This is a genomic window from Halomonas sp. 7T, assembly GCF_025643255.1.
Taxonomy (GTDB): domain Bacteria; phylum Pseudomonadota; class Gammaproteobacteria; order Pseudomonadales; family Halomonadaceae; genus Vreelandella.
The window spans coordinates 2,671,375-2,684,622 of the sequence record NZ_CP087112.1 but is presented as its reverse complement, the minus strand read 5'-3'; the positions used below and the strand labels follow the sequence as shown (position 1 = coordinate 2,684,622).

Annotated in this window: 13 protein-coding genes and 1 other RNA gene; 8 read left to right on the top strand and 6 right to left on the bottom strand. The window is 54.4% G+C overall.

Annotation, left to right across the window (positions count from 1 at the left end):
* Positions 1 to 71: 71 nt before the first annotated feature.
* The 3 genes from LOS15_RS12530 to smpB all read right to left on the bottom strand — a co-directional run bounded on the left by LOS15_RS12530 (position 72) and on the right by smpB (position 3,067).
* Positions 72 to 1,787: a methyl-accepting chemotaxis protein gene (locus tag LOS15_RS12530; RefSeq protein ID WP_263066298.1), complete on the bottom strand. Its 1,716-nt coding sequence runs from the start codon at positions 1,785 to 1,787 to the stop codon at positions 72 to 74.
* Positions 1,788 to 2,150: 363 nt separating this feature from the next.
* Positions 2,151 to 2,531: a transfer-messenger RNA gene (ssrA, locus tag LOS15_RS12525) on the bottom strand.
* A 44-nt stretch (positions 2,532 to 2,575) separates the two neighbouring features.
* On the bottom strand, positions 2,576 to 3,067 hold the full coding sequence (smpB, locus tag LOS15_RS12520; protein ID WP_263066297.1) for an SsrA-binding protein SmpB: 492 nt from the start codon (positions 3,065 to 3,067) through the stop codon (positions 2,576 to 2,578).
* A 125-nt stretch (positions 3,068 to 3,192) separates the two neighbouring features.
* Here smpB and LOS15_RS12515 point away from each other — a divergent pair, with 125 nt between their 5' ends.
* Together LOS15_RS12515 and LOS15_RS12510 are read left to right on the top strand one after the other, a co-directional pair.
* A complete protein-coding gene (locus LOS15_RS12515; protein ID WP_263066296.1) occupies positions 3,193 to 3,627 on the top strand; it encodes a type II toxin-antitoxin system RatA family toxin in 435 nt (144 codons plus the stop codon).
* Entirely contained in the window at positions 3,617 to 3,928 is a 312-nt protein-coding gene (locus LOS15_RS12510; RefSeq protein WP_263066295.1) for an RnfH family protein, read from the top strand. The genes LOS15_RS12515 and LOS15_RS12510 overlap by 11 nt, the downstream gene beginning before the upstream one ends.
* A 6-nt stretch (positions 3,929 to 3,934) precedes the next feature.
* On the opposite strand, the gene LOS15_RS12505 is transcribed toward LOS15_RS12510, so the two are convergent.
* Positions 3,935 to 4,426 carry an outer membrane protein assembly factor BamE gene (locus LOS15_RS12505; protein WP_263066294.1) on the bottom strand — a complete coding sequence of 164 codons (492 nt, stop codon included), beginning with the start codon at positions 4,424 to 4,426 and terminating at the stop codon, positions 3,935 to 3,937.
* A 72-nt stretch (positions 4,427 to 4,498) separates the two neighbouring features.
* Here LOS15_RS12505 and fur point away from each other — a divergent pair, with 72 nt between their 5' ends.
* Positions 4,499 to 4,951, top strand: coding sequence for a ferric iron uptake transcriptional regulator (fur, locus tag LOS15_RS12500; RefSeq protein ID WP_263066293.1), 453 nt, complete (start codon positions 4,499 to 4,501; stop codon positions 4,949 to 4,951).
* Between the two features lie 92 nt (positions 4,952 to 5,043).
* Here fur and LOS15_RS12495 read toward each other — a convergent pair whose 3' ends face one another.
* A complete protein-coding gene (locus LOS15_RS12495; RefSeq protein WP_263066292.1) occupies positions 5,044 to 5,655 on the bottom strand; it encodes a LysE/ArgO family amino acid transporter in 612 nt (203 codons plus the stop codon).
* Between the two features lie 288 nt (positions 5,656 to 5,943).
* Between LOS15_RS12495 and LOS15_RS12490 the strand changes: the two genes are divergently transcribed.
* Positions 5,944 to 6,810 carry a LysR family transcriptional regulator ArgP gene (locus LOS15_RS12490; RefSeq protein ID WP_263066291.1) on the top strand — a complete coding sequence of 289 codons (867 nt, stop codon included), beginning with the start codon at positions 5,944 to 5,946 and terminating at the stop codon, positions 6,808 to 6,810.
* A 42-nt stretch (positions 6,811 to 6,852) separates the two neighbouring features.
* Here LOS15_RS12490 and recN read toward each other — a convergent pair whose 3' ends face one another.
* Entirely contained in the window at positions 6,853 to 8,526 is a 1,674-nt protein-coding gene (recN, locus tag LOS15_RS12485) for a DNA repair protein RecN (RefSeq protein ID WP_263066290.1), read from the bottom strand.
* Between the two features lie 202 nt (positions 8,527 to 8,728).
* Between recN and grpE the strand changes: the two genes are divergently transcribed.
* The 4 genes from grpE (at position 8,729) to LOS15_RS12465 (ending at position 13,199) form a co-directional block, all read left to right on the top strand.
* The gene (grpE, locus tag LOS15_RS12480; protein ID WP_263066289.1) at positions 8,729 to 9,358 is read left to right on the top strand and encodes a nucleotide exchange factor GrpE; all 630 of its coding nucleotides are present in this window, start codon (positions 8,729 to 8,731) and stop codon (positions 9,356 to 9,358) included.
* A 144-nt stretch (positions 9,359 to 9,502) separates the two neighbouring features.
* A complete protein-coding gene (dnaK, locus tag LOS15_RS12475) occupies positions 9,503 to 11,437 on the top strand; it encodes a molecular chaperone DnaK (protein ID WP_263066288.1) in 1,935 nt (644 codons plus the stop codon).
* Positions 11,438 to 11,548: 111 nt separating this feature from the next.
* Entirely contained in the window at positions 11,549 to 12,700 is a 1,152-nt protein-coding gene (dnaJ, locus tag LOS15_RS12470; RefSeq protein WP_263066287.1) for a molecular chaperone DnaJ, read from the top strand.
* A gap of 217 nt (positions 12,701 to 12,917) precedes the next feature.
* Positions 12,918 to 13,199, top strand: coding sequence for a DUF2218 domain-containing protein (locus LOS15_RS12465; RefSeq protein WP_263066286.1), 282 nt, complete (start codon positions 12,918 to 12,920; stop codon positions 13,197 to 13,199).
* Positions 13,200 to 13,248 lie beyond the last annotated feature (49 nt).

The window sequence follows — 13,248 nt, the reverse complement described above, 5'->3', positions numbered from 1 at the left end:
AAGCCTGCTCGATTCATACCGCAAGGTTCAAACCGATAGCCACCCACCGCGCTTGTCAGAATCGCCAGCGCCTAGAAGGCTTCCCATTCGGGTTCTGCTTCGACTACCTTGCGGTAGTGATTAGCACGAGCGGCCGAGGGATCGGCTGCCACCGGGACGGCAAGGCGGCTAGCGGTGGTCAAGGTTTGTGATACAGCAGCGCTTGCGGGTAGCGCCGTCGTATGATTATTCATGCGAAATGCGCTCACCGTGTCGGCGAGCAGGTCTGCCTGGGACTTCAGTGCCGATGCTGCCGCTGCAGACTGTTCTACCAAGGCAGCATTCTGCTGAGTGACTTGATCCATTTGGCTCACCGCGACACTGACTTGCTCGACCGCTTGGGACTGCTCCTCTGAGGCGGCGTTGATGTCCGCCATCAGTTCGGAGGCCTGCCGCACACTGCCAACCACCTGCTCCATTGCCTTGCCAGCCTGTTGCACTAAGGCGCTGCCGTCTTTGACCAGTTCACCGTCGTGAGTAACGAGTGTCTGAATCTCTTTAGCCGCCGAAGCGCAGCGCTGGGCAAGGTTGCGAACCTCGCTGGCAACCACGGCAAAACCGCGCCCTTGTTCGCCCGCTCTGGCAGCTTCCACTGAGGCGTTCAACGCTAATATGTTTGTTTGGAAGGCAATGCTGTCGATGACCGAAATGATGCTGCCTATTTTCGCGGCGCTCTCTTCCAGCTCATTCATTTTGCCCATGGCCTGGGCGGTTTTTTCGCCTCCGTTATCGGCCAACTGACGAGCGCTGAGTATTAGGTCGTTTGCTTGACGGGTATGGTCGGCGTTCTGTTTAACCGTTGCGGCAACCTGCTCCATGCTAGTCGCGGTTTCCTGAAGGCTGGCGGCCTGCTCTTCAGTACGCTGAGAGAGGTCGTAGTTACCTGAGGAAATCTCACCAGAAGCAGTATGGATAGCGTTGGAAGCGTGCTGAATCCGCGAGACCAGCTCGCGCTGCTGCACCTGTGTTTCGCTCAGCGATTCAAGGGCAAGGCCGAGCTCATCACGGCGTTCGATCTCAATATGGTTATTCAGGTTGCCAGCGGCAATCGCCTTAAAGTAGCCAATCATCCGGCCGAGGGGGTGGGTAATAACACGAATCAACAGCCATCCGCCCAGGGAGCCAATCAGCAGCGCCAGAATGATCATGGCGGCGGTTAGCGTGCGCATAAAGGTAAACGTTGACTGTGCCGAGGCATACTCGCTACGTGCTACTTCGCTTTGTAGGTCAATCAAATTGTGCAGCGTTTGGTTGGCAGACGTGAACGCGGGGCGGGCGACCTCGACCATGTGGGCTGTCGCGCGATCAATACGACCTGCCTCGTAGAAAGCGATGGCTGGCGCGATACCCTGCTGAAAGAAAGCACGACGTTGGTTGCTATAGCGTTCGGCTAGCTCTGCCTCTTGGGGGGTTAAGAAGGTAGCCATATAAGCTGACCAAAGCTGCTCCATCGTCTCAGTGTTGGCGGCTACGGTGTCTAAGTGGGACTGACGGTTAGCGCTGTGGGTAGGCTCACCACTAGCGGCCTCATGGGTCAAGCTGATTTGGTTGAGCTCTATGATGCTGTCACGCATTAACTCATCAATGCGGGTGAGCTGCTGCACGGGAACTAACCGATCTTCATAAATAGTTTCTATGGCGCCGTCCATGGCGGTCATGCCGCGTATGCCAAAGCCGCCAACAACGGCAATTAGGGCAATTAACAAGGCGATCAAAAGGATCAGGCGCGCTTTAATAGTAAGGGACATCCAAACTTCCTAGGAGTGAGGGAGTAGTTAACGGCTTGCTGCAAATGCCAGGGAGGGGGCGGGCTGGTATGCCCACTGATTTGTTGTAACCAGTTGATTTTTTTATTCGTTTCTATTGTATCGTTATTCTCTGATTGCCAAACATTGAATTTTTCAATGGGCGTTATCGTTTTTGCGTGTTGCCTGTTAGCTGAGAAATCTGAGCAGCCAACGCTAAAAAGTGAAGCAATACTGTCTGGATGCATAAGAAGATTGCTCGCAATGCTGAGACTTATTAAGAGCAATATGCAGCCGTGGAGGAGACATGGCATCAAAGTGATGGCACAAAAAAAGCACCCGGAGGTGCTTGATTTGTGGGGTGTCTGGTGGAGGCGGCGGGAATTGAACCCGCGTCCGCCAGCACGCGCCTATTGGCTCTACATGCTTAGATTCCGTCATTTGCTTTAGCGCGACTGACTCCGACGGTCAGGATTCAGCCACGCGAGCCTTCTAAAGTTTAACGGTTGACGAGAAGACACCACCAACCGCGGTCCTATCAGCTTTAGCTCATATCCCCGCAGTGATGAATAGGCACATCACCTTGGGGCCAGACAAGAAGCTAACAGTGTTTAAGCTGCTAGCGCGCCTTGAGCGTAGTTTTCGTCGTTTGCGACTATTTTATCGTGATGTGGGATTTACGAGATACATCACGCTCTCGGCATGCACCGCAAGGGTTGTTACCGGCGTCGAAACCATGTCGCCCCCTGATTGCAGCAAGTATTCTAACGTGCTCGTTGCTAATTGACCAGCTATGCCTTGTTATGTTCCCGCATAATTCGGCCTTTTTGACGGCTCCAATCGCGGTCTTTTTCTGTTGCACGTTTATCATGCAGCTGTTTACCGGTTACCAAGGCTAGCTCGCATTTTACTTTATTGCGTTTCCAGTAGAGCTTAAGCGGTACGCACGTATGGCCTTTGTCCTGAGTCACCGAAAAAATCTTAGCAATCTCTTTGCGATGAAGCAGCAGTTTGCGGGTGCGAGTGGGATCGGCAATCTCGTGGGTGCTTGCCGTATTAAGCGGCATGATGTGGCTACCCAGCAGAAATGCCTCGCCGTTACGCACTAGGATATAGGTATCCGTCAGCTGCGCCTTACCGGCGCGCAAGCTCTTTACTTCCCAGCCAGCAAGCACCAAACCGGCTTCAAGCACCTCGTTGATGTGGTACTCAAACCGCGCCTTCTTGTTTTGGGCAATTACGCTGCTGCTGGGGCCCTTGCTCTTACCTTTCTTAGTGGCCATGGAACCTCATTATTAATCTGTCGGTAGCAGCTCCTTCGTTATCGGAGGAGGCGTGATACCATTTAAAATCTAAAAAATATTTCCCATGATACGCTTTGGGCACTGTGAAGTCAGCGGAGAGGTCAATGCCAACCGTTAATCGTACCGCCTTGGTGCGGCACACCCCCCAACAAATGTTCGATTTGGTCAATGATTTCGAACGCTATCCTGAATTTCTGCCGGGGTGTCGCCGCGCGCGCCTGCATGAGCGCGATAATGTTCACTTAATCGGCGAAATGACCCTCGGGCGCGCTGGTGTTGAACAAACTATTATCACCCGCAACGACCTGTTTGAGCCGGAGCGGATCGAGATGTCTCTCGTTAAAGGGCCTTTTAAACGGCTTAAAGGTCGCTGGCTATTTACTCCCATGGGGGAGGACGCTTGCAAAGTTAGCCTGGAAATGGATTTTGAATTCGCCAATCGACTGTTAGGCATGGCGTTTGGCAAGCTCTTCCAGCAAATTGCCGGGCAGCTGGTGGATGCCTTTACTAAGCGTGCCAACGATCTCTATGGACGTTGAGACGCTTACCGTAGAGGTTGCCTTTGGGTTGCCGCAAAAGCAGCGCCTTGTGGCAGTTGTAGTGCCTCAAGGGACAACGGCACGCCAAGCCGTTGCTGCGGCTGATTTGCCAAGCCTGTTTCCTGAGCTGCCTAGCACTACCTTTGAACAGGCGCCGCTGGGCATTTTTGGCAAAGCGCTGCGCCAACCTGAAAAAGAAACAGTACGCGCGGGCGACCGCATAGAGGTGTATCGCCCGCTGCAGATTGACCCCAAAGCCGCAAGGCTTGAGCGCGCAAAGCGCCAAGCCAAGGGCCAATAATACGCCTTACTCGGCCATAATCACTGGCTGCGGCGTTGGGGCGTTTTCAGGGGTAGTGGCTTGCTGTGCAGGGGTAGTGGCTTGCTGTGTAGGTGCCGGCAGTGCATCTAGCGGGTCGGTGCCCTCTACTGCCGGGCCTACGCCGCTGTCGGTGCTGACTGGAATGTCGCCTGATAAATCGCCCTGCTGATCAATATTGACCAGCCGCCCTGCGTTATCAAAGGTAAGAGTCACGCGGCGTTGTTCAACATCGCCGTAAGCTTTGTCGAGGCGGTAAACGTAATCCCACTCGCGAGAGTCGAAAGGCGCTTCCAGCAACGGGCGGCCCATGATGTAGGCTGCTTGTTCCTGGGTCATCCCCGGTTGCAGCTGGCTTACCATTTCTTGGGTGATCAGGTTGCCCTGGGGAATGTCGCGCTTGTAAACGCCAACGTAGCTGCAGCCACTAACAACGGTTAGAGCAACGGAAAGAGTAATGATACGAGTCAATTTTTGCATTTGAGCCTGTTCTTCACTATCGTGGTTTCGGTCGATGATACCCGACCTAACCTGTCACTGCGAAGAGCAACCATGGCCGATCAGAACCATGAACTGCGCAAAGCCGGGCTGAAAGTGACCCTGCCGCGCGTCAAGATCCTGCAGATTCTCGAAAATGCTTCGGGCCAACACCACCTTAGCGCAGAAGAAGTGTATAAAACACTGATAGATGCGGGCGAGGATGTTGGTTTGGCTACTGTCTACCGCGTGCTGACTCAGTTTGAATCAGCAGGCTTGGTGATTCGTCACAATTTTGACGGTGGCCATGCGGTATTTGAGATGACCCAAGAAGATCACCATGACCACATGGTGTGTTTAGAAAGCGGTGAAATCATCGAGTTTCTTGATGACATCATCGAGCGTCGCCAGCAAGAAATAGCGGAAGAGCACGGCTACGAGCTAGTGGATCACGCCCTTGTGCTGTATGTGCGCCCTCGCGGGTCGGACATTACGCGCCAGGATAGTGGCCCTACCAACAAAAAGTAGTCGTCCACTTCGCTTAAAAACGCCCTCTGGTCGTCAGTAGCATGTCACTGGCGTCTTGGGGGCGTTTTTATATCCAGCACCTTATGCTTACGTCAACTCGTTGCAGTGGAAACAAGTGATATCGCTACCAGCAGCATAATCATGCCAATTAGTGTGTCGAAGATTCGCCACGCGCGAGGTGATTGCAATTTGGGACCAAGGAAACGCCCGAAGCCTGCCAGGGAGAAAAACCACAGCAGTGATGCAGAAGCGGCTCCCACCACGAACGCAACCGTGTTGGCTTGCTGGACGCCGACGCTGCCAATCAGCACAACGGTGTCTAAGTAGACATGTGGATTGAGAAGCGAAATAGCAATAGCTTGGCCCGCAATTTGCCACCCGTTATAAACACTACGCTGTTGGCTGGTTAATAATCCACTGTTACCTTGCCAAGCGCGTTTGAAAGCCTGCCCACCCAGCCAGCACAACAAGGCGATGCCTAGCCATGTCATTACAGGGACCAGCGTGGGCAGCCGTTGTTGAAGTGAATCGATGCTATAAACACCTAGCGTAATCAAGACGGCATCGAGACTGGCGCAAATAGCCGCCACTACCCAGGGATACTCTCGGCGCATACTTTTATTAAGTACCCAGGCGTTTTGGGCGCCAATGGCCACAATCAAACCAAGAGAAATGCCAAAGCCCGTCAGTAGCGATGCTGTCATGCTGGGTGCCTCTCGTGCAGGTAAATGAGCTTTTTACAATAAAGGCGAGTTTGTTTATTAATCTAACGAATAATATTTATGTGACATAAGCAAGGCTTATGAAGTGATGGGCCAATGCAGCGGGTAAGTCGGCTTTAAGCGCATGGGTAATGGCTGCGAACGCTTTCTCAATACAGAGATCGGTTGTGGATAAGTTTGTGACTAAGTGTGTGTGCAGCCGGTGAGCAAGCTGGTGAAAAGGTGTGCTGAACTTATGCTTTCTCAATGTGCTGTGAAGAGGATGACGAAATGCTGGACTACCGGCTATTGGAAGCGCTGAGTGCTGTTATTGAAACAGGGGGGTTCGAAAAAGCCGCCCAGAAGCTGCATATCACGCAGTCAGCGGTTAGTCAGCGTATTCGCCAGTTGGAGCACCGCTTAGGCCAGCCGGTGTTGCTAAGGCGTTCGCCGCCAGTGGCGACCGCGCTGGGACGCCGTTTGAATAACCACTTGCAGCAGGTCAAACAGTTAGAGTTGGGATTGTTAGACGAAGCGCAGGGCGAGCCACTTAAGGTGCGTGTAACGGTCAACGCGGATTCAATGGCCACATGGCTGGCGCAGGCGCTAGCGGCGTGCCCATTAAGCCACCAAATGGATTTTGATCTTGTGGTGGAAGATCAAGAAGTGGGCCTTGGCCGAATGCGCAATGGCGAGGTGATGGCGTGTATCTGCGCTGAAGCGCAGCCGGTTAATGGCGGGGCGGTCAGCCCGCTGGGCGTTTTACGCTATCGGGCGCTGGCGAGTCCCGCCTTTGTTGAGCATTATCAAACGCGTATCGACATTGCCCGGCTGGTTGATGCGCCCTGCCTGATTTTTAATTGCGATGACCGCTTGCAGCACCAGTTTTTAGAGGCGCAGGGGCTGCCTCCGCCTGCCCGTCAACATCGCGTTCCCTCTTCTGAAGGATTCGTTCAGATGGCGTTGCAGGGCCTGGGGTACGGCATGCTGCCAGAGCTTCAGGTAGAGGAGTACCTAGCCAACGGAGGGTTAGTGGATGTGGGGCCAGAATTTATACTGGATGTACCGCTGCATTGGCACTTCTGGCAAACAGAGAGCGCATCGCTGACGGCGTTGAGGCACGCCGTTATGAATTATGCTTGCCAAGTATTACGTTAACGGAGCAGCGCCCAAGAGTGAGGGCGCTGCTTTGTGGCACGCCTAATGCGGTGGGCGTTGGCTGGCATGGAGCATTTCACGGGCGTGGGCGAGCGTTTGGTCTGAAAGCGTTATGCCGCCTAGCATGCGCGCCAGCTCGCTAATGCGCCCACGCTCATCCAGCAGCGCCATGTGAGTCAACGTGGTATCCCGCTTGGAGCGCTTTTCAATATGCAGATGCTGGTGTGCCTGGGCGGCCACTTGGGGCAGGTGAGTTACCGTCATCACTTGGCCATTTTCCCCTAGCTTGCGCAGCAGTTGGCCAACAATTTCAGCCGTGGCCCCCGAAATGCCTACGTCCACTTCATCAAACACAAGACTTGGAATGGTCGAGTGGGAGGCCGCTACCACCTGAATGGCCAGGCTAATGCGCGACAGCTCACCGCCTGAGGCGACTTTAGTAAGCGGGCGAGCAGGCTGGCCGGGGTTGGCGCTAATTAAGAACTGCACGTGATCCAAGCCTTCTGGCGTCGGCGTTTCGCGTGGGGTCACGTCAACTTCAAAGCGCGCTTTACCCATGGCTAAGAAAGCGAGCTGTTGTTGCACTTCTTTACCCAAGCGCAGCGCGGCTTTCTGGCGTGCCTCGCTGAGCTGTTTCGCTTCACTGCGATAGCGTTCTCGGTATTCAGCCACTTGGGTGCTCAGCGATTCAAGATCGTCGTCGCTGGCTTCGAGCTGGGCTACTTCCTGCTGCAACTGAGTGTGCAGCGCACAAATTTCTTCTGGGGCAACGTGATGCTTACGGGCAACACGATGAACATCGCCCATACGCTCTTCCACCCAAGCCAAGCGCTCGGGGTCTAGTTCGGTTGTGCTGGCCAGGCGGTTAAGCTCGCTGGTGGCCTCTTCAACCTGAATGCGCGCATCGCTTAACATCGCTAATGTATTGGCGAGCGTGCCCTTATCGCTGCCAGGTAAAGCACTTAAATGGGCATACGCTTGGTTCAACAGCGATAGCGCGCCGCCTTCATCGCTTTCGCAGCAGTCGGCCGCAAACTGGGTTTCACGCAGCGTCTCTTCGGCATGGGCAAGCGTGTGCTGCTCCTCTTCAAGCGTTTGCAGCTCGCCTTCTGCGAGGCCTAATTGATCGAGTTCTTCTACTTGATAGCGCAATAGCTGCCGTTTGGCCTCCACTTCGCTGCCTTCTTCGCTGAGCTTTTTTAAGCGGCGTCGAGCGCTGCGCCATTCACGGAATGTCTCGGCGAGCTGCTGGCTGCGTTCGCGCAATCCGGCGTAGTCATCCAGCAGCGCAAGGTGGGTCTCTTCACGCATCAAGGCTTGATGCGCGTGCTGCCCATGAATTTGGATCAGCTGTTCGCCCAGCGATTTTAGATCAGCGATAGTCGCAGGGTGGCCGTTAATCCACGCTTTAGAACGGCCGCTAGCCGTCACGACACGGCGCAGCAGGCACTCCTCGGAGGGGAGGTCGCGTGCGTTAAGCCACTCTGTGGCACCAGGAAGATGCTGAATATCAAAGCGGGCTGAAAGATCGGTGCGTTCGCAGCCATGGCGCACGCTGCCCGCCTCGGCACGCTCGCCCAAACAGAGGCCCAAGGCACCTAGTAGGATCGATTTTCCCGCTCCGGTCTCGCCGGTAATCGCGGTCATGCCGCGGGTGAGGTCGAGTTCAAGGCGGGTAACAATAGCGTAATCTTGAATCGCTAGCTGCGTAAGCATAGGGCCTCCTGAGGCGGTGCGGCACAGAAGCTGGATACTTATCCAATAATTGTTGTTTTATACAGTAGTCGATAACTCACTTCAATGCCCCTCTTGAGATGCTCTTTATGGCCCCCATATAGCGTGCATACGTAGTTAATACTCCATCTTTAATTCTGATGTGCCGCGTTCAGGCACCGCTGTATATGTTTAGGAGCAAGGCATGGCTAAAGAACCGCAAACCCCCATGGACGATGAGTTGGCCCGCCGTGAGCAAGAAGCCGAAATGACGGAGCAGGCGGCAGAAGAGCGTTTGATTGATGGCGAATTAGACGGCCTGATTAACGATGAAGCGCCGTTGGAAAATGAAGAGGGCGACCCTGAAGCCGACGTGTTGGCAGCTAAGGTAGAAGAGCTAGAGTTAAGTTTGGCAGAGGCTAAAGACCAAGCCTTGCGTGCTGCTGCGGAAGCCCAAAATGTTCGCCGTCGTGCCGAGCAAGAAGCTGAAAAAGCGCGTAAGTTTGCGCTCGAAAAGTTTGTTAAAGAGCTTCTGCCTGTCGTAGATAGCCTGGAAAAAGCCCAGGAAAGCATGCAGGAAGGCGCTTCCGACGCTCACCGCGAAGGGGTTTCCATGACGCTAAAAATGCAGTTAGACGTGCTGAACAAATTTGGCGTTGAAAGTATTGAACCCCAGGGCGAGCCCTTCGACCCGCAGGTGCATGAAGCAATGACGATGGTGCCGAACCCGGAGCTTGAGCCCAATACGGTGATGGACGTGATGCAGAAGGGTTATCTGCTGAACGGACGCCTAGTGCGTCCAGCCATGGTCGTCGTAAGTCAAAAAGCTAAGTAAAAAAAGGTTGCCGCTAAGCGTAAAAAAGCCCTTGAAATGCTGCTGGCGGCCCCCAGATAAAGGTCAATCCCGCGGGATAAGCCCGCAACTTGTTTAAAGAACAAATTTTTTAGTTTTGTAACAACTGAATTCGAGGTTTTTGCTATGGGACGCATTATTGGTATCGACCTAGGCACCACCAACTCTTGTGTGGCCGTGCTGGATGGTGATAGCGCTAAAGTTATTGAAAACGCCGAAGGCGGTCGTACCACGCCTTCCATTATTGCCTACACCGACGACGGTGAGACACTGGTAGGTCAGGCGGCAAAACGCCAAGCCGTTACTAACCCGGAAAATACGCTCTACGCGATCAAGCGTCTGATCGGCCGTCGCTTCAAAGACGACGTTGTACAAAAAGACATCAAAATGGTGCCGTACAAAATCGCCGAAGCCGACAATGGTGATGCGTGGGTAGAAGTAAAAGGCAAAAAAATGGCACCGCCGCAGGTAAGCGCGGAAGTGCTGAAGAAAATGAAGAAAACCGCCGAAGACTATCTCGGTGAAGAAGTGACTGAAGCGGTCATCACCGTGCCGGCTTACTTTAACGACAGCCAGCGCCAAGCAACGAAAGATGCGGGCCGCATTGCTGGCTTAGATGTTAAGCGTATTATCAACGAGCCGACCGCAGCTGCGCTTGCTTACGGCATGGACAAGTCTCGCGGTGATAAAACCATCGCGGTCTACGACCTGGGTGGCGGTACCTTCGATATCTCCATCATCGAAGTCGCTGACGTTGACGGTGAAACCCAGTTTGAAGTGTTGGCCACCAATGGCGACACTTTCCTGGGCGGCGAAGATTTCGATCTGGCGCTGATCAACTACTTAGTTGACCAGTTCAAAGCGGACAGCGGTATGGATCTGTCTGGCGACAACCTCGCCATGCAGCGTCTGAAAGAAGCTGCCGAGAAAGCCAAGATTGAGCTTTCCAGCGCCCAGCAGACCGACGTGAATCTGCCCTACATCACGGCGGATAACACTGGCCCGAAACACCTTAATGTGAAGGTGACACGCGCCAAGCTGGAATCACTGGTTGAAGAGCTGGTGCAGCGTTCGCTTGAGCCGTGCAAAACAGCGCTGAAAGACGCGGGCCTGTCGGCTTCTGAAATCGACGAAGTGATTCTGGTCGGTGGTCAGACCCGCATGCCGATGGTGCAGAAGAAAGCCGCTGACTTCTTCGGTAAAGAGGCACGCAAAGACGTTAACCCGGATGAAGCAGTGGCCGTGGGTGCGGCGATTCAGGGCGGCGTATTGGGCGGTGACGTGAAAGACGTTCTGCTGCTCGACGTGACGCCGCTGACCCTGGGTATCGAAACCATGGGTGGCGTGATGACCGCGCTGATCGACAAAAACACCACCATCCCGACCAAGAAGACACAAACCTTCTCAACCGCGGATGACAACCAAACGGCTGTAACGATTCACGTCGTACAGGGTGAGCGCAAGCAAGTGTCGCAGAACAAGTCGCTGGGCCGTTTCGACCTCGCTGACATTCCGCCGGCACCGCGCGGTGTGCCGCAAATTGAAGTAGCGTTTGACCTGGATGCCAACGGTATTCTTAACGTATCGGCCAAAGATAAAGCGACCGGTAAAGAGCAGTCTATCGTCATTAAAGCGTCTAGCGGCCTCACGGATGATGAGATCGAACAAATGGTGCGCGACGCCGAAGCCCACGCGGACGAAGATAAAAAATTCGAAGCGTTGGTACAGCTGCGTAACCAAGCGGACGGCATGATTCACGCGACGCGCAAAACCGTTCAAGAAGCAGGTGACAAAGCGACCGATGACGAGAAACAGGCCATCGAAACCGCTATCACCGAGCTGGAAGAAGCGCTGAAAACTGACGATCAGGACGCTATTCAGCAGAAGCTGGATGCACTGACCGAAGCCTCTGGCAAGCTGGCCCAGAAAATGTATGCCGAGCAGGCTGAAGCCGCCCAGCAGGCAGAAGGCGAAGGCGCGGAAAACGCCAATGCCAAGCAGGAAGACGATGTAGTTGACGCCGAGTACGAAGAAGTCAACGACGATCAGAAAAAGCAGTAATTAACCTCTTTCTGCCAAGGAAAGCGGTGACGCGGGAGGCAACTCCCGCGTTGCTGTTTCCAGGGCCGAGACGCCTATTCAGTGCGTAGCTAACCAGGAGGCGTAGGACCCATGTCCAAACGCGATTATTACGAAGTCCTGGGTGTCGAAAAAGGGGCCGATCAGAAAGAGATCAAAAAGGCCTATCGCCGCTTGGCGCAAAAATTCCACCCTGATCGAAACCCGGACGATAACAGCGCAGCGGAAAAATTCCGTGAAGTGTCAGAAGCCTATGAAATATTAAGCGATGGCGAAAAGCGCGCGGCCTACGACCAATTTGGTCATGCCGGTGTGGATGGCCAGGGCGGCGGCTTTGGCGGTGGTGGTTTCGGTGGTGGCGCTGGTGATTTCGGCGACATTTTTGGCGATGTGTTTGGCGATATTTTCGGTGGTGGCGGAGGCCGTCGTCGTGGGCCTAACGCACCCGCCCGTGGCTCAGACCTGCGCTACAATCTAGAGCTTGATCTAGAGAGCGCGGTAGCTGGTACCACGGTCGATATTCGCGTGCCGCGTCATATCGAGTGTGACCGCTGTGATGGCGGCGGTGCCGAGCCTGGCTCCACTAAAGAGACTTGCCCCACCTGCCATGGTCACGGCCAGGTACGTATGCAGCAGGGCTTCTTTGCGGTTCAGCAAACCTGCCCTACCTGTCACGGCAGTGGTCAGCACATCAAAGTGCCGTGCCACAAATGTAACGGTGAAGGCCGCGTTCGCGAAACCCGCACGCTGTCCGTGAAGATTCCACCGGGTGTGGATACCGGTGATCGCATTCGCTTAAACGGCGAAGGCGAGAGTGGCGTGAATGGTGGCCCGCCTGGCGATCTGTACGTCCAGGTGGCCATTAAACCGCACCATATCTTCCAGCGGGATGGTAAGCACCTCCAATGTGATGTGCCGATCAACTTTGTTGATGCAGCCCTCGGTGGCGAGCTGGAAGTGCCTACGCTTGATGGCCGCGTGAAGCTGAAAATTCCGCCGGAAACGCAAACCGGCAAGCTGTTCCGACTGCGCGGCAAAGGCGTGAAGCCGGTACGCGGCGGTGCCCCCGGCGACCTGCTGTGCAAAGTGGTGTTGGAAACGCCCGTCAACCTCAACGACGAGCAGAAAGACCTGCTTCGCCAACTGCAAAAGAGCTTCGATGGCAGCAACAGCCACAGCCACTCGCCGAAGAAGACCGGTTTCTTCGACAGCGTGAAGAAGTTCTTTGAAGAGATGAAGCCGTAATAAGTGTCATCTAACGCTATGTCGTTTGTGTAGCGATGCTAAAGCCAGTGCCCAAGGGTGCTGGCTTTTTTGGTTATAAGCGTCCTAGTATGAAGTGCGCCTGAGGGAAGATAGCTGAACACACCGTTGCAATGAATTCTCATTCAACGCTTGGCTCTTATCGCGGTGGGGATTAGGCTAGTGGGTACTCACCCGCCACCTATATGGAGAGATCTCTATGCCTTTATCCCGCGCTGAAATTGTTACCCCCTCTGGTGAGCGGTTGATCAACCGTCTCTGCAAACACTGGGCGCATAAGCTGAACGTTGAGCAAAGCGAGCAGCAAGCAACGATCACTTTTGAGACCGGCACCTGTTTACTTCACGCTGAGCCTGAGCGTCTGCTGGTGTCCATCGAAACGCTGGAAGAGGAGCATCTGGATCAACTGGAAGGGGTGGTGGAGAGCCATCTAGTACGTATGGCAAACGACGAGCCGCTGGAGATCGTTTGGGAGAACTAAGTGTGCGTTGTGGATGCTGCCTTTATCGCCGCATCCATAGGGGTGGTCT